The organism is Niameybacter sp. (genome assembly GCF_036655075.1).
GTDB lineage: Bacteria > Bacillota > Clostridia > Lachnospirales > Cellulosilyticaceae > Holtiella.
On sequence record NZ_JAVVQU010000048.1, the window covers coordinates 1 to 19,764 of the forward strand.

At 37.7% G+C, this 19,764-nt stretch carries 14 protein-coding genes and 1 other annotated feature; of the genes, 5 read left to right on the forward strand and 9 right to left on the reverse strand.

The window, feature by feature from the left end; translation table 11 throughout:
* Positions 1-231 precede the first annotated feature (231 nt).
* Positions 232-489, reverse strand: a binding site (T-box leader).
* A gap of 64 nt (positions 490-553) precedes the next feature.
* On the reverse strand, positions 554-2,458 hold the full coding sequence (locus RRY75_RS11730; RefSeq protein ID WP_332716873.1) for an ABC-F family ATP-binding cassette domain-containing protein: 1,905 nt from the start codon (positions 2,456-2,458) through the stop codon (positions 554-556).
* Between the two features lie 138 nt (positions 2,459-2,596).
* Here RRY75_RS11730 and pepT point away from each other — a divergent pair, with 138 nt between their 5' ends.
* On the forward strand, positions 2,597-3,829 hold the full coding sequence (pepT, locus tag RRY75_RS11735) for a peptidase T (protein ID WP_332493382.1): 1,233 nt from the start codon (positions 2,597-2,599) through the stop codon (positions 3,827-3,829).
* A gap of 167 nt (positions 3,830-3,996) precedes the next feature.
* Here pepT and RRY75_RS11740 read toward each other — a convergent pair whose 3' ends face one another.
* Positions 3,997-4,683 (reverse strand): hypothetical protein, encoded by a 687-nt coding sequence (locus RRY75_RS11740; protein WP_332493383.1) that lies wholly within the window; start codon positions 4,681-4,683, stop codon positions 3,997-3,999.
* Between the two features lie 383 nt (positions 4,684-5,066).
* Here RRY75_RS11740 and RRY75_RS11745 point away from each other — a divergent pair, with 383 nt between their 5' ends.
* On the forward strand, positions 5,067-7,679 hold the full coding sequence (locus RRY75_RS11745; RefSeq protein WP_332527433.1) for a cation-translocating P-type ATPase: 2,613 nt from the start codon (positions 5,067-5,069) through the stop codon (positions 7,677-7,679).
* A 148-nt stretch (positions 7,680-7,827) separates the two neighbouring features.
* On the forward strand, positions 7,828-9,477 hold the full coding sequence (locus tag RRY75_RS11750) for a hypothetical protein (protein ID WP_332493385.1): 1,650 nt from the start codon (positions 7,828-7,830) through the stop codon (positions 9,475-9,477).
* 80 nt (positions 9,478-9,557) lie between these two features.
* On the opposite strand, the gene RRY75_RS11755 is transcribed toward RRY75_RS11750, so the two are convergent.
* Positions 9,558-10,043: a GAF domain-containing protein gene (locus RRY75_RS11755; protein WP_332493386.1), complete on the reverse strand. Its 486-nt coding sequence runs from the start codon at positions 10,041-10,043 to the stop codon at positions 9,558-9,560.
* Positions 10,044-10,079: 36 nt separating this feature from the next.
* On the reverse strand, positions 10,080-10,406 hold the full coding sequence (locus tag RRY75_RS11760) for a hypothetical protein (protein ID WP_332493387.1): 327 nt from the start codon (positions 10,404-10,406) through the stop codon (positions 10,080-10,082).
* Between the two features lie 399 nt (positions 10,407-10,805).
* Here RRY75_RS11760 and pdaA point away from each other — a divergent pair, with 399 nt between their 5' ends.
* A complete protein-coding gene (pdaA, locus tag RRY75_RS11765; protein WP_332493388.1) occupies positions 10,806-11,570 on the forward strand; it encodes a delta-lactam-biosynthetic de-N-acetylase in 765 nt (254 codons plus the stop codon).
* A gap of 148 nt (positions 11,571-11,718) precedes the next feature.
* Here pdaA and RRY75_RS11770 read toward each other — a convergent pair whose 3' ends face one another.
* On the reverse strand, positions 11,719-13,680 hold the full coding sequence (locus RRY75_RS11770; RefSeq protein WP_332716879.1) for a DUF5107 domain-containing protein: 1,962 nt from the start codon (positions 13,678-13,680) through the stop codon (positions 11,719-11,721).
* Positions 13,681-13,783: 103 nt separating this feature from the next.
* Complete coding sequence (locus RRY75_RS11775; RefSeq protein ID WP_332716882.1) at positions 13,784-14,815, reverse strand: DUF2804 domain-containing protein; 1,032 nt, start codon at positions 14,813-14,815, stop codon at positions 13,784-13,786.
* Between the two features lie 179 nt (positions 14,816-14,994).
* Here RRY75_RS11775 and RRY75_RS11780 point away from each other — a divergent pair, with 179 nt between their 5' ends.
* A complete protein-coding gene (locus RRY75_RS11780; RefSeq protein WP_332493391.1) occupies positions 14,995-16,044 on the forward strand; it encodes a phosphodiester glycosidase family protein in 1,050 nt (349 codons plus the stop codon).
* Positions 16,045-16,165: 121 nt separating this feature from the next.
* Here RRY75_RS11780 and RRY75_RS11785 read toward each other — a convergent pair whose 3' ends face one another.
* The 3 genes from RRY75_RS11785 to RRY75_RS11795 all read right to left on the reverse strand — a co-directional run.
* On the reverse strand, positions 16,166-17,011 hold the full coding sequence (locus RRY75_RS11785; protein ID WP_332493392.1) for a GNAT family N-acetyltransferase: 846 nt from the start codon (positions 17,009-17,011) through the stop codon (positions 16,166-16,168).
* Positions 17,012-17,073: 62 nt separating this feature from the next.
* Positions 17,074-18,075, reverse strand: coding sequence for a M15 family metallopeptidase (locus tag RRY75_RS11790; protein ID WP_332493393.1), 1,002 nt, complete (start codon positions 18,073-18,075; stop codon positions 17,074-17,076).
* Positions 18,076-18,442: 367 nt separating this feature from the next.
* The coding region (locus tag RRY75_RS11795; protein WP_332716886.1) for an alpha-L-fucosidase at positions 18,443-19,764 on the reverse strand (1,322 nt) is incomplete at its 5' end.

Genomic DNA, 19,764 nt, shown 5'->3' on the forward strand with positions numbered 1-19,764 from the left:
CATCTTCTTTGACAAGCCAATCTACAAAATTCAAATAGTCTTTTTCCATACACATATTCTGACCTCCATCTTAGTTAAACTTTTTACACATTAGGTTTAAAAGCTGACTGACTTTGCTGGTAAACTTGTAGTGCATGGAATCCTTTGATTTCCAATCTACTTATTGCCCCATGTCTTCACTCCTTTCTGCTAGAAAATAAAAAAACTCTCATCTCTAAGACTATCTTAAGTCTTAGGGACGAGAGTTCAATTTCCGTGGTACCACCCTATTTTATAAATCTATCTCTAGATTTACCTCTTCAAGTACGGCCACAATAGGCTTATACTCTAGTTCTGTAACGTGAACACACGTCATAGCATCACTTCCTGATGGAAGATCCGTATGCGGCTTCGAGCCTTGGTTCAATAAATGTTTCTTTACTCCTTTTCAGCACCCGGAGCTCTCTGCTAAACAAATCATTCATCTACTCTTCTCTTCATTGCCTTTAATATTCTTAATTTTTATTCATTATATATCTGATTGTTATCTTCGTCAACCACTTTATCCAAATAATTATTGGTTTTTAATTTTTTCATCTAGCTCGCTTAAGTACTCCCAGCGTGCCATCTTCTCTTCTAGTGCAGCTTCTTGGCGCTCTTTCTCTGCCATAAGTTCGCCAAGCTTACTATAGTTACTGGCTTCTTTTGCCATATCTTCTTCGATTTGCTCAAGACCTGCTTCTAACTTTTCAATATCACTTTCGATGTTTTCAAATTCTTTCATTTCATTGTAGCTCATCTTAAGTTTAGTAGCAGTTGTTTTCTTCCAAGTATCTGCTTTTGCTTTAGCTTCTTGGGCAGGTGCTGCCATCTCTTTTGCAGCTTCCTTACGATAAGCCACGTAGTCGCTATAGCCTCCTACACTATCTTTAATCACGCCATTCCCCTCAAACACAAAGAGCTTGTCTGAGATACGGTCTAAGAAGTAACGATCATGAGATACTGCAATAACAGGCCCATTGAAGTGCTCAATGTAGTCTTCTAATATTTGTAATGTTTGAATATCTAAGTCATTAGTAGGCTCATCCAGTAGCAGGACATTTACATCATTCATAAGTACACCAAGTAAATAAAGTCTACGTTTCTCGCCTCCAGAAAGTTTGCCAATCGGTGTATATTGCATAGATGAAGGGAATAAGAATCGCTCAAGCATCTTACTTGCTGATACAAGGCTGCCATCTTCAGAACGGACATATTCGCCACGCTCTTTAACATAGTCTATAACACGCATCTTGTCATCTAGCCCTTTATTTTCCTGACTATAGTACCCAATACGTACCGTTTCACCAATTTCTATAGTCCCACTATCTGCTTGCAACTCTCCTGTAATGAGGTTTAACAAAGTTGACTTACCAAGACCATTGTTTCCAATAATCCCAATACGTTCACCTTTGATAAAGTTATAGGTAAAGTCACGGATAAGGGTACGCTCACCAAAAGCCTTGCTTACATTTTCCATCTCGACTACCTTTTTCCCTAGTCTAGAGGTAGCAAGGCCAATATCCATCTTCTCTGTTTGTCTAAACTGCATATTGTCCTTTAACTCATGGAAACGGTCTTGTCTTGCCTTTTGTTTAGTACGGCGCGCCTCTACACCTTTACGCATCCATTCAAGTTCTTGTTTGAAAAGGGTTTTTTGCTTCTCTTCTAGGCGTTGCTCCATACTTGCACGTTGTGCACTCAGTTCTAGATAAGTTCCGTAATTCCCCTCATAGGTGTAGAGTTTTCCATTTTCTAACTCCACAATTTTGTTAGTTACACGGTCTAGGAAGTAACGGTCATGGGTAACCATGAGTACGGCACATTTTTTATTTTTTAGAAGTTCTTCTAAATAGTCAATGGTATCATTATCTAAATGGTTAGTCGGCTCATCCATGATAAGTAAGTTACATGGACGAATAAGGGCACCTGCTAGTGCAATACGTTTCTTTTGCCCACCTGATAAATTACCTACTTTTTGGTTGAAATCCGTGATACCGAGTTTAGTCAAAATGGCTTTTGCTTCACTTTCTGCTTGCCAAGCACCTACTGCATCCATTTCAGTTGTCAAACTTAAAAGCCTTTGTTGAAGTGTAGTATCTTCTGGATTTTTGTCTAATGCAAGTGCTGTTTCCTCATAGTTTTTAAGGACTTGCATAAATCTAGATGTCCCTTTAAAGATTTGCTCAATAACTGTCGCATCTTCTTCAAAGTGTGGATTTTGTGGAAGGTACTCTACCATCAATTCATTACTTGTTACAAGATCTCCAGCATCTGCTGTTTCAAATCCTGATAATATTTTAAGGAGACTGGATTTCCCTGTCCCATTGATTCCAATTAAACCTATTTTATCTTCACTATGGATACTTAAGGAAAGTTGATTGAAAATCACCTTTTCTCCATAGACTTTGCGTATATCCGTTGCTGCTAATAAAATCATATTTTTCCTCGCTCTCGCTTCATAAAATGATATTCCTATTATAGCATATTCCACCTGTTTTGCATTGTTTTTGTAATTTGTGATATACTTTCCTTAATTAGATTTATCTACACTACCAAAGAAAGCTGGGAAAATAATATGCTTAATGAACCTGTTATCAAACGTTTTTTAGACTACGTGAAAGTCGATACCACTTCTGACCCTCGTAGCACTTCTTTTCCAAGTACTACAAATCAAATAGAATTTGCCAAACAACTTAAAAGTGAATGTGAACAATTAGGCTTAACAGAAATCACTTTAGACGAGTATGGCTATGTCATGGCGACTTTACCAGCAAATACAAACAAAACCCTTCCAACCATTGGCTTTATTGCCCATATGGATACAGCGCCTGACTTTACAGGCAAAAATGTCAAACCTCAAGTCGTAGAAAACTACCAAGGTGGCGACATTGTTTTAAATGAAAAAGAAAACATAAAACTCTCTCCTGCACAATTTCCTGTCTTAAATGAGAAAATAGGCGAGACACTTATTACTACAGATGGTACAACCCTTCTTGGTGGAGATGACAAGGCTGGTATTGCAGCCATTCTATCAGCTTGTGAATACCTTCTTGCTCATCCAGAGATTCCTCATGGCAAAATCCGTATTGGCTTTACTCCTGATGAAGAAGTAGGACATGGGGCAGACCACTTTGACACTGCTAAGTTTGGCTGTGACTTTGCCTATACTGTAGATGGTAGCGGTATGCCTGAGCTTCAATCTCAAACTTTCAATGCAGCTTCTGCACATATTGAAGTTCAAGGAGTAAGCGTTCATCCAGGTTCTGCTAAAGACAAGATGAAAAACAGTCTCCTTATGGCCTATGAACTGAATAGCTTATTGCCATCTGAGGAAGTACCAGAGCATACAGAGCTCTTTGAAGGCTTCTATCTCCTTCATGACTTAGCTGGCTCTGTAGACCGCACAACTATGGACTACATCATCCGTGACCACGACCGTACCCTTTTTGAAAACCGCAAAAAGGTTATGACCGATGTTGTTGCTACTATGAATAGTCGCTATGGCGCAGGCAGCTTCACCTTAACTTTATCAGATAGCTACTATAATATGAAAGAAATCATCGACCAACATCCAGAAGTTATGGCCCTTGCTAACAAGGCCTTTGCAAGCTTAGGTATTGTCCCTAATGATGACCCTATTCGCGGCGGTACAGATGGTGCAAGACTTTCCTTTATGGGTCTACCTACACCAAACTTCTTTACAGGTACTTACAACGGGCACGGTCGCTACGAGTTTGTCGTAGCAAGTGAGCTTATTGTGGCTTACAAAATTGTTCTAGAAATCATCAAAGTAAGTGCAAACGGCTAGACTACAATAGATTCTTTTTCCTAAGAACATAAGAATAAGAGGTCAAGTTTCCTACGCTCTAGGACTTGACCTCTTACTCTATACATTCTTTTCATTCATGCTTTTCTTTCGCCCTATCTCCTTTGATGCTTTACTTATCCTATATTCCTTGTCATCTATTAACCTTTTTAATTTTTTATTTCCTTTTGTTTATCCGGCATGCACACAAAGTCCAATTCTTGAAACACTTCTTCGCTCTCTTGTGCTACTTCTTGGGTATTTAGTGCCTTAAAGGCTTCAAATTGGCGAGTGACAAAGTTATCTTTCCCACATCTTAGTGACCAGCCTACAAAACTTGCAAAGAAAATACCAACGACTACACAAATAATCATATCTTCCATAGTATCTGAGAGACTTCCAAGTTGCCCATTGGTCCCAAAGAAGGTATCTCCAACGAACTCAAAGATTTCCCAAAACACTGCGCTTGCACAGATGGTCATAAACAAAAACCAACTCATTACCTTGTATTGTTTTGTCTCCCAAAGCCGAAACTTAGGGTCTATCATTTTGAGTAAGACAATACCACCAAAGGCTACCAATACCGCTGAGAGACCGTGCAAAAAGATATCCCACCAACTCATATAGTCATAGGCTCTTAAGTAAGTCCCTCCCCATTGCGCTAAAAGGGCAAAAAACACTAAGAAGTACTGCATAAAACGTGTCAAATGCACATGAATCCACCTACTTAGTACCTCTGGTATAAAAGTAATGGCAATAACGGAAAGGACAATCACCATATTCAGCCATTCGCCCATTACCCCTAAAACTATTAAATTAATTAAAAGTAAAATACGTATACTATAAATGAGCCACATAAACTAAATTCCTTTTCATCTATTTATTTTCTATTAGTTTATGATTATTGTCTCTATCTTTATACCTAATGATTATTGGTTAGATTTTATATAAACAAAATTGTATTGACAAATTTTTATTTTATCACTATAATCAAATATATCAAATATAATATACTATTTACTAATAATATACCAACATATATTTTTATTAAAAGGGAGTAGTTTAAAATATATCATCAACAAACGCGATTGCATGCAATCTGGTGATATATACCATCTTATGGTTACAAGACTTTTAATATAATTTTCAGGTGATACTAACTGAAGGTTATATTAAAGGTCTTTTTTACTATTACACCTTTTTAATCATATAAATAGCATATTAAAATAGGAGGAAAATTATGAATAAGTATTTCAATCAACCTACATCTAAAGTCCTTGACGAGTTTAATGTGACTTTAGAAGGGCTCTCCACCAATCAAGCCCATAAACAACTTGAAACCTATGGACCTAATGCACTTTCTGAAGGCAAGAAAAAAAGTGGTCTTATTGTTTTCTTAGAACAGTTTAAAGACCTACTTGTTATTATTCTAATTGCCGCTGCTATCATCTCTATACTTTCTGGGAATATAGAAAGTACCATCGTTATTTTTGCTGTTATTATTTTAAATGCTATTTTAGGAACGGTACAACATTTTAAGGCTGAGAAATCTCTCAGTAGTCTCAAGGCACTCTCCGCCCCTAGTGCGAAAGTCATTCGTAATGGACAAAAGGTAGAACTTGCTTCTGCTGACATTGTCCCTGGCGATATTCTTTTCTTAGAAGCCGGTGACCTGGTTGTTGCAGATGGACGTGTCCTTGAAAGTTATTCCTTACAAGTTAACGAAAGCTCTTTAACGGGTGAATCTGAAAGTGTTTCTAAAATTTTCGATGTAGTTGCTAAAGAAGAAGTGGCTCTAGGTGATCAACTCAACATGGTATTTTCTGGTTCTCTTGTCACTTATGGTCGTGGGATTATCTTAGTCACTGCAACAGGTATGCAAACTGAAATTGGTAAAATTGCAACTTTAATGAATCAAACCCAACAAAAGAAAACACCACTTCAAGCTAACTTAGATGACTTTAGTAAGAAGTTAGCCTTTATCATCCTTGTTATTTGTGCAGGCGTCTTTGCCCTTAGCATTTACCGCAAAGTACCTATACTAGACTCTCTAATGTTTGCTGTAGCCCTTGCTGTAGCTGCTATTCCTGAAGCACTTAGTTCTATTGTTACAATCGTACTTGCCCTAGGTACTCAAAAAATGGCAAAACAAAATGCCATTATGAAAGAGCTTAAAGCTGTTGAAAGTTTAGGCAGTATCTCTATTATCTGCTCTGACAAAACAGGTACACTTACACAAAACAAAATGACGACTAAAAAAGTTTATTTAGACCATCAATTAGTAGATGGAGACAGATTAGACTACTCTACAGGACTTGGGCGTACACTTTTACAAAATGCCATTTTAACCAATGATTCCACAAGTCTTGGGGGACAAGAAATTGGCGACCCTACAGAAGTTGCCTTAGTTAACTTAGGTCAACGCTTAGGTCTTAGTGAAATTTCACTTCGCAACGAATACCCTCGTCTTAGTGAATTGCCTTTTGACTCTGACAGAAAACTTATGACTACACTCCATCTTATTGATAAAGAATATATTCTCTTTACTAAAGGTGCCGTAGACGTACTACTTGGACGTACAACCCACATTGCAACAGCTTCAGGTGTTCGTCCGATTACAGAAGAAGATATGGAACGCATTATTGAGGCAAATCAATCCCTTTCTGAGAATGGCTTACGTGTCTTAGCTTTTAGCTATAAGACAGTGGCTGCAAAAAAAGAGCTTACTTTAGAAGATGAAAAGAACTATGTCTTCCTTGGTCTTGTCTCTATGATTGACCCTCCTCGTGAAGAGTCTAAAGCAGCAGTTGCCGATGCACGACTTGCAGGAATCAAGCCTATTATGATTACAGGAGACCACCGTGTCACAGCTTCTGCTATTGCCAAAGAAATTGGTATACTAGGTTCTGAGGATATCGCTGTTGAAGGTAAAACATTAGATAAAATGACAGACCAAGAACTTGACCAACAGTTAGAACATATTGCAGTTTATGCTCGTGTATCTCCTGAAAATAAAATTCGTATTGTAGATGCATGGCAACGTAAAGGTAAGATCGTAGCTATGACGGGTGACGGTGTCAACGATGCACCTGCCCTTAAGAAAGCTGATATCGGTATTGCAATGGGTATTACAGGGACAGAAGTATCTAAAGATGCGGCAGCTATGATTTTAACAGATGATAACTTTGCAACCATTGTCAAAGCCATCACCAATGGACGTAATGTCTATACCAACATTAAGAATGCCATTAAGTTCTTACTTTCTGGGAATACTTCTGGAATCTTGGCGGTCTTATATACTTCAATCATGGCACTTCCTATGCCTTTTGCACCTGTTCACTTACTCTTTATCAACTTAGTAACAGACAGCTTACCTGCTATCGCTATTGGTATGGAATCTGCGCGTGATGACCTACTCAACCAAAAACCTCGTGACCCTAAAGCTTCTATTTTATCTCGTGACTTCTTACTTCGCATTTTGGTAGAAGGTAGTGTTATTGGTGTCTTCACTATGGTGGCTTACTATGCAGGTCTTGCTATTACACCAGCTCATGCAAGTACAATGGCTTTTGCAACACTTTGTCTTGCACGTCTATTCCACGGTTTTAACTGCCGTGGTAAAAAGTCTATTATACGACTTGGTTTTTTCACCAACACGTATAGTGTGGGTGCTTTTGCCCTTGGCTTCTTGTTCTTAAATGCTGTACTCTTCATCCCTGGTATTAAAGACTTATTTATGATTGCACCACTTACTATGAATCAAGTATGGACGATTTACGGCTTAGCTTTTATGCCAACCTTGATTATTCAAGTGTATAAATTCATTCGTGAAAGTTTTATAAAAGTTGGTTAAACCCCTTTTCCAAACACTTTAAGAGGACTTTTCTTCCTCTTAAAGTGTTTTTTACATATTTAGTTTACATGACTTTGTTATACTTACTTTTATAATTGTTAACGCTCAGTTATAATGAATTTTCACCCAAATTGAAAGGAGATTATAAATGAAAAGAAAAATATGGGGGTATTTACTCGTTTTAATCGGGGCACTGGCTTACATCTACGTTGAGCTACCTGTATTCAATCCTAAATTCACTTCACTTTATGTGATGATCGCAGGTATTGCCCTTTTACTCGGCTTCTTCTCTTTGAAAGGCCCTAACTTTATTACTGTAGAAGGTGAGCAAACTTTCTTCAATGTACCTAAACTTGCTAAGTTCTTCTTCAGCATAGGTATTCTTGCTATTGTAGTGACTGTTGCAGCACCTTTTGTATTGTCTGCACCCTTTCTTCACTCTAACAAATACCGTGACCTTTTAGGCAATGTTGAAGAGAGCCAATTCACTTCAGACATTAGTCCTGTAAGTGTATCAGACATCCGTCTTGTAGACCGTGAAACTGCTATTCGTCTAGGCGATAAGAAAATTGGTGAGGTACCTGCTCTTGGAAGTATTTCTAAACTTGGCGAGTTCCATATTCAACAAGTTAATGGCTCCTTATACTGGGTTGCACCACTTGTACATCGTGACACCATTAAATGGCTCACAAACCTAGAAGGTACTACAGGTTACATTATGGTTTCAGCCAACAATCCTCAAGATGTACGCTTCGTACAAGAGTTAGATGGCAAACCTGTTAAAATCGTTTATCAACCAGATGCTTACTTACATCAAGATTTAGCAAGACATGTTTATTTAAATGGACATACCAATGTAGGTCTTACAGACTTTACATTTGAAATCGATGATAATGGTGTACCTTTCTGGGTTGTCTCTCTCTATGAACATACAATCGGTTTTGGTGGTAGCGATGCTGTTGGTGTAGCTACTGTTAATGCATCCACTGGAGAAGTTGCTTCTTATACTATTGAAGAAGCACCTGCTTGGATTGATCGTATTCAACCTGAAAGCTTTATCAATGCACAAATCCGTGACTGGGGTCTTTATGTAGAAGGTTTCTTAAACGCTGTGATTACAGAAGCCAATGTTCTCGTTCCAACAAGAGGTATGTCTCTTGTTTACGGAGATGATGGCAAAAGCTACTGGTACACAGGGATTACTTCTTCTGGTGCAGATGAATCTACAATCGGCTTTATGCTTGTAGATACACGTACAAAAGAAGCAAAACTCTACAAACAACCTGGTGCTACAGAAATTGCTGCTATGCGTTCAGCCGAAGGTAAAGTTCAAGAAAAAGGCTATACAGCAACTTTCCCTGTTATGTATAACATTTTGGGCCAGCCAACTTACGTTATGTCTTTAAAAGATAAAGCAGGGCTTATCAAAATGGTTTCTTTCGTTTCTGTTGAAGACTACAGCTTAGTAGGTCTTGGAGAAAATAAAGAAGATGCACTTCGTAGTTATCAAGAAGCTTTAAAATCAAAAGGCAACCAAATCAACATTGGCAATCAAGCCACTCATCTTGAAGCAAAAGGCATCATTACACGTTTTAATGCCGATGTACAAAGTGGTAACACTTACTACTACTTCATGATAGATACAATGCCAAATATCGTCTTTATTGCCAACTCTAATGTATCTAAAGAACTTCCACTTACTCAAATAGGTGATTCAATCTCTCTTCTTTACAATGATTATAGTCAAGGCAATGTAGACCTTGCTGAATTTGATAACTTAGCTTTATCTATTGAATAATTATTTTTAAAAAGAAGAAGGATGCGTCGTGGCGCATCCTTCTTCTTTTCTTACATCTATGATAAGTTATTCACTTATTTTCACTGGAAGTATTGCTCAATGATTGCCACTACCTGTTCTAAGTAAACGCTATCTTCGCTGTCAAAACGTGCAAGTACTGGACTATCTATATCTAATACACCTATTACTTCTTGATTTCTTCTTATTGGGATAACAATTTCTGAACGTGATGCACTATCACATGCAATATGTCCAGGGAACGCATGCACATCTTCTACTACCTGCGTTTTATTTTCTGAGACCGCTGTCCCACAAACTCCACGCCCTACGGCAATATGCATACATGCTACCTTGCCTTGAAAAGGTCCAAGGATTAACTCGCCTTCTCTCATTAAGTAAAAGCCTACCCAATTGATTTGTTCTAAACACTCATTGAGTAGTGCTGATGTATTGGCCATAATAGCTATTGGTTCTTTTTCCCCTTCTAAAAGTGCTTCTAACTGCTTAAGCATTAATGTATAAAATGCCTTCTTGTCTTCTGTGGATGCCTTTTCTACTACAAACATGATTTTCTCCTTTGTGATGAATTTAAACCTATTATCTCACACTTTTACGGTTTCTTCATCCCATTTTGTCACACAAGCCTTCACATTATGTGAAAAAGCTTCTACCAAAGTGTCTTTGTTTTGATTGTAGTACTTGTGCATACGTTTAGCTACGTTGGGTGGATATTCATAACGTATTTGCTTAATGCCTGCTTCAAGTCCAACAATGGCCAAGTCACGCATACCCTCTTCATCCATTTTTTCTAAAAACTTGTCTACGTCTTCCCCCATTTTGTTTGCTGCTATGCGACGTACATGATTTCTGTCTGTAATTTGTTGTTTTGCTTGATACAGAATTGTATAAGCATCCATATGAGTTGTCATCTTGCTCTTCCTTTCCCCTATAACTCTTTTTCATTTATTCTTTTGCCATTCTTATTCTAATGGTTTTTCCAGTATTTGTAAAGCCATTTTGAGCAATATGCATTGTTTTCAGAATTTAATTTTAAGCATATAGACAGTTCTATATTAGAAACCTTTCCAATATTTTTGGTTAATATGCATATATAAGCAATTATTTTTTGTATAACTTATTATTTTTTCAATTATACACATATATTTTCCTCAATCTCTCTATTTTTTGTAACCTTTTTAAATAGGTATACTATAAGTTTTAGCCTTATACTATTGTATAATATTTACAACAACTACTATCCATTATAGTTTTTAGCATTTTGGACAAACTAAGTCTTAAATAAAATTGTGATGTTAGGAGATTTTCGCATGAAAAAAAGAAGTGCTTTATGGCTTATCTTTCTCATCTTTATAGCAACACTTACTCCGCTTTTTGCAGGCTCTGTAGATAATACAAAAATTGATTGGTGGCTTGTCAGAAGCCGTGACCACTCTACCCCTCGCATCAACGATAAGCTAGGCTTTGAGTTAGAAACTTATGATGCTTATTATATAGGTGACACAGCCTCAAAAGTTTTATATTTAACTTTTGACGAAGGGTATGAAAAAGGTTACACGCCACAAATTTTAGATACCCTAAAAGCCAAAGATGTCAAAGCAATGTTCTTTGTAACGTCTCCCTATGTGGATAAAAATCCAGAGCTTGTTAAACGTATGGTAGATGAAGGACATGTGGTTGCTAACCATTCCAACCATCATCCTTCTATGCCTACTTATACAGGTGATCCTACCAAATTTGCCAATGAGCTCAATGATGTAGCTAGCAAATATGAAGCACTTATTGGCAAACCTATGGTGAAGATGTTTAGACCCCCTATGGGACATTACTCCCAAAAAAGTTTAGCCATGACTAAAGCCCTAGGCTACAAAACTGTATTTTGGAGTTTTGCTTATGGAGATTATGACGTAGACAAACAACCTTCTCATGAAACCGCAAAAAAAATGATTCTTAACAACTTACACAATGGTTCTATTATGCTTTTACATGCCATTTCTAAAACCAATACTGAAGTACTAGACGAAGTGATTGACGAAGCACGTAACATGGGTTATACTTTTGAACTTTTCCAATAGTACTACCTGCTTATAAAAATAGATATTAATCCTACTCAATAGGAAAAGGTCTGTGAAACTAGGTTAAAGTTCCTAGTTTCACAGACCTTTTATTTATAAACACCTATCCTCACTAATCCCTATCCTTTCGTACTGTTCATACTCAGCTTTATAATATAGCTCTAAAGTCTAATGCGTCTGGTAAAGTATTTTCTTCTTGTTTTCCCTCTATTGTTGATGCAATCCCTTCCCATAACGTAGAGGTAAACGCATCCCCTTCTCGTATATCTTCCACTTCAATCCAACCGTCCTCACTTTTCAGAAGTGCCTTGGCCTCTTCTATTTGACCAAGCTGGGCATGAGCATGGGCTCTTGAAATTTTAACTCTTGTATTTTGTTTAATCTGTGCTGGCAGCGCTTCACACACTTCTAAAAGTGGACCATACGCCTCACACGCCATTAAAATGCCTATACAGTCCTTTACAAGCCCTTTGTTGTTTGGCATTAGCCAAATAGCCTCTATGCTGTAAGTTGTTGCCAATGTCCTCTCTTCTTTTAAGCTATGGGCTACAGCTAGTGCATGTTTAATGAAAGGATGTACTTCTAAATCTTGTGCCTGTTTGAAGCAAGCTATACCTTCATCAATTTGTTTTCTTACTAAATAAATAAGGCCTAACTGGTACCAGGTATAACTATTGTCTTTATCTTTCTTCTCCACAGCCCGTTGCAAAAGCCTAAAGTAAGTTTCATCTGCCATGTAAGAAATCGTTCGTTTTTCATCTGCCCAAGTTCTTCCTAATGTTCCCTTTGTTAAAAGCTGAACCCATTCATTTTTCTTTGCTACTATCCCAAAGTCTAAATGGATACTTAAAGGGCTTTCTAAAGCTATCTTTCTTCTTCTATTCTCTATTGCACCAAACACACTACCTGTTTGCACTAAGTGAGCCGGCAAAAGGGCAATACTTTCTCTTGTCTCTTCAAGATACACTTCTAGGTCTTTGGCCTTTAGGCTATCTTCTAGGGCATCGCCTACAGCTTTTCGCAGGGTATACCAATCGCCTTGTACAAGAGTAGACTCAACTTGGATAGCACCATATCCCTCTAGCCACTCCCATGTACTTTCAGCTTCCATAGGCAGACAACCATATTGGGTCTTTGCAAGTCCTGCTTGAATTTCTATGTATGGCCCTGCTTGTTGGGTCAAGTAGCTTTGCCATCTGCTACTACCTTTTGTCTGCCCCCATACAAACAGCTTTCTCCCTTGTAATCTGCTAGTAGATGTCTGAATCATGCCATATCCACTTTCATCTAACTGCGTAATATATTTGCGCCTTTCTTTTGCTATATCAAAGAAGTAATCTACTGAGTTTGGAATCTGTTTAGGACGGCTTATATCCACCCCCTCTACTATAGGTACCCCTACCTTATAGACACTTCCTGCCTTATTGGTATATGCCGAGTTTGCATCCACTACTAATCTACCTTTTTCAAGCTCTGGAACAGCCATATTGCTCCACCAGTACATAGGTACTTCTTTCTTATTGGGATTTACAATACGCATACGACACATTAAAAACTTAGAGTCCTCTGGTAAGAAGAAGTCCATTTGATAAGTTACCTTACGAATGCGTTCATACTCATACATTCTTAAGACTTCCATCCCTTCAACTTCTACGACGCCTACAAAAAGTTGGTCACAGGTATAAGGTGAATGCCCTATAACCCCTATATTCCATTCTACGCCACCACTTACCCAAGCATTACGCACAGCTAAGTTACTAGGTCTTATAACATCGTTTACATACAATAATTGTCTTCTCGCCACTTTGTCATACAAAGACCAAAGCCTTCCCCCCAAGCCTGGAATAAAGGTGGCTTTTAAATAGTCATTTTCTAAGTGAACGACTTCAACCGCTTCTTGGGTAATGGCTCTTGTATAGATATTTTGCTCTGTATAGGGATAAATCGTATCTACTGTCCCAAATCCAACATTTGCAGAGTCACCTGCTTCAAGTTTACTCTCTAATGTATTTTGTAAAATAGAAATACCAGATATAAAAGGCACCATCCCACTTTCATTCCACTTGCTTACAGACATGATTTCCTTTTTGAAACTTAATGTTGTACCCATGGTTTCTCCTCTTTAAATAGGTTATTTTAGCTTCATTATAGCCAACCCCTTATATCAGATATATGGATTATTTTTACTTTCTTTTGTACTTTCTCTATTCTCTTTACCACTTGTTATGCACCTTTTCAGCAAATCCTAATACCTCCTCTATATTTATTAGTGTCCCATCATCTAACAAAACCTTCCCACTATATTTTCCAAATACTTGGTGTTGGTCACTGACAATGAATCCTCCCCCAGCATGGTCCTTACGATCTAAAATAGGTTTAAAAATCATTTCAAAGCGTCCGTCGCTTGAGGTAAATTTCCAGGGTGCCAAATAATTTACTTTCCCCTCTAATTCCGGAATATGAAAACGCACTTCTTCTAACTTATGAGCTATTCCTTCATAAAAAAGCATATTCTCACTCGCTGCACTTGTATCACCAAATCCATAGCCTATGTTAAACCCAAAATTTTTGTCGTTTACTTTTCCCATTGCAGCCCCCCAGTACCATGTACTGTCATAAGGCCATACACCTCTTCCCCAGTCAAGTAGCGCCTGTGCCTCACTTTGGCGGAATGTGCAAAATAGCTTATCTGTCTTAGCATAGCCATGGGCACTCATTCCAACTATTTTTTGATTGTAATAAAAGGCATTAGATTTCCCCTTAAAAGGTGTGGCAATAACCATAGAATCTTTGGGAGGATTCGTAAGTAAAAACTCACATTCAAAGGGCTTTTCTTGATTAAAGTTCTTCATATAACACCTTAACCTACGTCCTTCTTTTCCATTGAATATATACAGCTCTACATGTTCATCTACATAGCGTATATCTCCCTTTTTAGAACTCTTTGGTAAAGCGAGCTTTCCAAAAGTAAAAGGAACCATATGGCTTTTAGTGTGATACCTTCTATTCTTAAAGTCTAATATAGAAACACTTACAAGCCCCATATAGCCATTATCTGCTATTGTAAGCGCTGCACCATAACTCTTATTCATCATTAAGTAATAATCCCACTCTTTAATTCTCCATTTACTCGCCTGAATGTCCTCTCTACTGTACTCTAATACCAAAGAAGTGGCATACCCTACCTCATTTAGTTTTCCTTGTTCGTTTAAAAGTTTCCCCCTTGTTCCAATCTCCCTCTGCATCCATTCACCCTCTTTAACTCCCATTTGTGCATCTACTATAAGTTTATGCACCAGTCTAGGATAAAATCAGCTTTAAATCTTTCAACTTTGCAACAGTTTTATGAAAGAGATGTTCATTTTTACATGTTATGCTATAATACAATATACTATCAAAATTCTACATAAAAGGAGATGTTTCTATGAGTAAGCACCTTTTAAAAATATTTTTTAAATCCGTAGGGATTACTTTAGGCAGCCTTTTTTTAATAGGTATTGCAAGCTTTTATATTTTGATTATGTCTGGTTGGCTAAGACCTACACAAGATTTGTGGGTTACGACAGCTATGACTACCTTAAACCACAAATGGTTGGCTACAGCATTTATTAATGAGGAGAAAATAGAAGAAATTATGAAACGTAATCAAGTAGACGATTCAGGTTTTGAAACGTCTACAGACCTCGTGCAAATCCCTTCAAAACAACCTGATGGTCATGCCCCTTCTAACGTTGACACCCCTTTAATAGATGCTTCTACTTATCTTGACCAAGGCTATAGGGCGTTAGAAGAGGGGATTTATTTAAAAGATGTATCAGGCAGTACTTGGAAGGGCAAGCTCATGTTAATTGAAAACCCCGCTCGCGTACAACTGGCACAAACCCGCTATCAATTTGAACGTGGGGACTTAGTTAAGACAATGGTAGCAACTCATAATGCCCGTGCAGGTATTAATGCTGGTGGGTTTGTAGATGGTCCTAACTACGACTCTAATGGCGGTACACCTGCCGGCCTACTTATTGTAGATAATCAGCTTGTTCAGTCCAATGGAGATATGGAACATAGTGTCATTGGATTCAATCAAGACAACGTCCTTGTCCTTGGCAAAATGACAAAACAAGAGGCTCTTGATGCTAACTTAAGAGATGCTGTAGATTTTCGTCCCTTCCTAATTGTAAACGGTGAAATCACCATCAAAGAAGGTACTGGTGGCTGGGGCATTGCACCTCGTACAGCAATTGGTCAACGTCCAACGGGTGAAGTCCTCTTTCTTTGTATTGACGGGAGACAACCAGGACACAGCATTGGCGTAGATCTTGACGTGCTCCAAAATACCCTCCTTGCAGAAGGCTGTATCAATGCTGCTATGCTAGATGGTGGAAGTTCTACTGTTATGTACTATGACAACAACTATGTCAACCAACCAAGTCTTGGCCATGAGCGCTACATCAACAATGCTTGGATTATACAGTAAGTTTATGTTCCGTTAGACACTTAGAACTTCTTTATATGGGAGTAACACTTCCCTATTACAAAAAATGAGATGGCTTATTTGATAAGCCACCTCATTTTTTATTTATATTTAATTTTGTAACCTAGTCTTCTAGTTTAAAAGCATAGATTAAAAGTGGACAAGACAAATCTTCAAAAGTTAAAGTTTTTACAACTTCAAACCCATTTTTTTCTAGTACTTTGCAAGAGCCTGTATTCTCACTTACTACATAAGCCATTAAAGTTTGGGCTTTTATCACTTCTTTGCCATAAGGCTTCATAACCTCTAAGATTTCTGTGCTGTATCCCTTGTTCCAGTAAGCTTTGCCGGTAAACGTGGTGAGGCTATAGACTTGTGGATCTTCTTCACTTTTCTTAAATACAAAGACACCTACAAATTGCTTACTTTCTTGTTCAAAAATAGCAAGACTATGACAGCTTGACTCATCTAAGTATTCTTCTAATAAAGCTTGTGTCTCTTCTAAACTTGTATGTCTAAAAAAACGCATAAACTGTGCGACTTCCTCATCTGAGGCTAGAGCATAGATAGACTCTAAGTCTTGTCTACCCAAAGGACGCATGAGCAGACGATTTGTTGTCACCTCTTGAGGCCCTATTCCTAGCACTTCTAAGCCTTGTTGAAAATACACATGCAAAGGATTTTTAAGAATCATATGACGAATTTCTATTTCTTTTGGGCGCCATCCTTTAAGCATATCAAAAGCTTGAAGCGTCTTGTTATAGAGTTCTTCCGGTATATCTGTCCCACTTTGTGGGTTACGTCCTAAATGAAGTACCACTTGTACCCATTTAATAAATGCCATATCTTGTGCATTTAAGTAGTCACTAAGGGCTACTTTTTCTGCCTTATCTTGTCCTTCTTCTGCTTCGCAATAAGCTTTTAGTAAGCTTGGTAACGTTTGAATTTGATTTTGATACTGTATAAACATCGTTTTTCCTCTTTCTTCCTCTCAACTCGTCTTTTTTATTTCCTGTGTCTTTATCCTAGTCGTTAATTGCGTGTTGCCACTTTTATTTTACCTTGCTGAGTGTTCACTTCTACTAGCTTTAATCCAAGTATTCCACAAGTTTTTCGCAGTGGGACATATAGTGTATCGCCGAGTGTAAGGTTCTTTTCTCCCCCACCGTTAAGCCAGTTTGGGCCTGCTACTAAGTAGTATTTGCCATAAGTTAAGGTACTCATTTGCGTAATAGCTGTATAGCCTACACTTCCACCTATACGCTGACCTAATTGTTCCAAATCTATGTACAATGTTCCTTGATCTTCAACTACAGATACTTTTTGATGACCTGTTACACCATCTATTTCCATACTCATTTCTACTTTTTCATAACAACATCTTGCAAGTTCTTCCATGGCTAAGCCATTTGTATGTAACTGAGTTGCTAGTTCTTTGCCTACATAGCGTATGTGCCATGGCTCATAGATGTAGCCTGTAATTGCTGTTTTATTTTTAGGGTAACGGATGATATATCCGTATTTATAGCAATTTGCAGCTAGCCACTGCCCTTCTTTGGTGTGCTCAAAACTTTCTTCTATAGTCCCACCACTTATTCCTGTTACATCCATAGCCAACCCCGTACGGTGTTCTGAGTCATTTGGAGTCGCTGTTCCGTTTTGATTTCTTCCATATTTTCTAAGCGCATTTTGATACAAGTTGTTTTGATAGTCATAGCTTCTGTAGCCACTCACTGCAACCAGCGTGATACCACTTGCCGCCGCGTCTTTAAACATATTTTCTAAGGCATACGCAGCTTCACGTTCCATATAATTTTTATCTATATTCCCTGGTGTTTGAAATCTCACTTTAGGTATCACTAAAGTTTTCGGTTTAAAGTGCTGGTCCACGGGATTTTGCTTATTCACAATCACATGATAAGTCTCATGTATCGCTCTATTTGCTACCATTGTTGGTCCTAATGCTTGTAACCCTATACATGATTGTACCGCTATGAGACCTGTGGCTATTATTTTATAATATTTCTTTTTCATATTTAATTTCCTCGCCAAATCCTCTATCTATTTGTTTTACATCTTTCGACCTACTCCCTATAGATTAGTACAGAAACCTCTAAATTTCAACACTCTAAAAAAAATAATCCAAAATTCACATTTTCTATTATTTCTAATTATATACTCTTAACAATTTTAAACTTTTTTATTTAAATACCGATGGTTTCGCTTTCCTCACACCTTTTATAGGCATACCCTACCTTGCCACACAACCAATAAGCCACCTTATGCTCAGTCTTATGTACGATAAAAGGGCTATATCCTTTGATTATTAATGGATATAGCCCTTTTATAAAATAAAATTTTTCATAAATTAAAACGATTTATGCCACGTTACAACATAGCGTTATTTATGATATATATCTCCGTTGTTGATTTGTGGATAGCGTGTAGCATGTCGGTTCCATCCACTTCCCCAGTACTGAACTTCCCCATCAAATTCTAGACAGATCATGGTAATTCCCATTAACTGATCTTCTTCACAGTCTGGTAAATTTTTGAGTGTAATACGGTACTCATCTTGTTCAAATTCTATAGCTGTTTCTGTTTTAAGGAAAGATGCTTTTAATAACTGATTTTGAATACCTGCAATATAAATAGTATGGTCTTGCTCTGGCCAGAAGAAATTCCAGACATATGCTTTGTTTCCTTCAAAAGTTACATTTGATGTTCCGTGATATGTAATACGTTTGGCATCTTTTTTTCCATATACAAATCCATCATGCTCATTAATCCATTTTCCAACTAATTCTAGTGGCAAAATAGCTTCATCTGGAATGGAACCATCTGCTCTAGGTCCGATATTTAATAATAGATTGCCACCTTCTTTTGTTACCTCATATAACATTCTCAAAATTTGTTGTGGTGTATGGCTATAGGGTTGTACCCTCTTAGAATCAAGATATCCCCAACTAATTCCATTAAATGTCATGCAGGCTTCCCAATCACGCCCAGCAGGTCCAGTGTGGCCTTCTGGTGTTTGGAAATCTTCTGGTAAGTGTGTTCTATTGTTAATAATAATATCTGGTTGCAATGATCTTACCATTTGATTAAGTCCAAGAGAGTCCCAACCTTCATGAGATTCCATTGGGCAAGCAATATCGTACCATAAAATATCTATCTTGCCGTAATTCTCCATCAATTCTCTATTTAAATCCTTAATATATTGAGTAAAACGTATTCTTGCCTCTTGATCAAAAGCACATCTTCCTGCATCTGGATGTCTCCAATCCATCATTGAAGAGTAGAACCCTACTTTCAAATCAAATTCATGGCATGCATCTACAAATTCACGTACGATATCCCTCTTAGCACCATAATTCACAGAATTAAATGGATTTACTTTTGAGTCCCATAAGCTAAATCCCTCATGATGTCTCGTAGTTAAAACCATATATTTCATACCAGCTTTTTTTGCTAGTTTAGCCCACTCTCTACAACATCCTTCTTTGGGAAGAAAACCATCGGCGAATTTTGCATATTCTTCAATTGGCCAGTTTTCCATAGCCATAGCCCATTCATGCTTTCCATATACAGAATAAAGTCCTAAATGAATAAACATCCCAAAGCGTGAATCTCTCCACCACTCCATTCTACTATCACGACTTTTTGTAATTTGCTCTTCATATTCTGACCTACATATTAAGTTGCTCATTATAGATTCTCTCC

Coding starts and splice junctions, on each gene's coding strand:
- RRY75_RS11730 (WP_332716873.1), bottom strand. CDS start 2,458: ATGATTTTATTAGCAGCAACGGATATACGCAAAGTCTATGGAGAAAAG.
- RRY75_RS11780 (WP_332493391.1), top strand. CDS start 14,995: ATGAGTAAGCACCTTTTAAAAATATTTTTTAAATCCGTAGGGATTACT.
- RRY75_RS11755 (WP_332493386.1), bottom strand. CDS start 10,043: ATGTTTGTAGTAGAAAAGGCATCCACAGAAGACAAGAAGGCATTTTAT.
- RRY75_RS11775 (WP_332716882.1), bottom strand. CDS start 14,815: ATGCAGAGGGAGATTGGAACAAGGGGGAAACTTTTAAACGAACAAGGA.
- RRY75_RS11745 (WP_332527433.1), top strand. CDS start 5,067: ATGAATAAGTATTTCAATCAACCTACATCTAAAGTCCTTGACGAGTTT.
- RRY75_RS11760 (WP_332493387.1), bottom strand. CDS start 10,406: ATGACAACTCATATGGATGCTTATACAATTCTGTATCAAGCAAAACAA.
- RRY75_RS11785 (WP_332493392.1), bottom strand. CDS start 17,011: ATGTTTATACAGTATCAAAATCAAATTCAAACGTTACCAAGCTTACTA.
- RRY75_RS11770 (WP_332716879.1), bottom strand. CDS start 13,680: ATGGGTACAACATTAAGTTTCAAAAAGGAAATCATGTCTGTAAGCAAG.
- RRY75_RS11750 (WP_332493385.1), top strand. CDS start 7,828: ATGAAAAGAAAAATATGGGGGTATTTACTCGTTTTAATCGGGGCACTG.
- RRY75_RS11790 (WP_332493393.1), bottom strand. CDS start 18,075: ATGAAAAAGAAATATTATAAAATAATAGCCACAGGTCTCATAGCGGTA.
- pdaA (WP_332493388.1), top strand. CDS start 10,806: ATGAAAAAAAGAAGTGCTTTATGGCTTATCTTTCTCATCTTTATAGCA.
- pepT (WP_332493382.1), top strand. CDS start 2,597: ATGCTTAATGAACCTGTTATCAAACGTTTTTTAGACTACGTGAAAGTC.
- RRY75_RS11740 (WP_332493383.1), bottom strand. CDS start 4,683: ATGTGGCTCATTTATAGTATACGTATTTTACTTTTAATTAATTTAATA.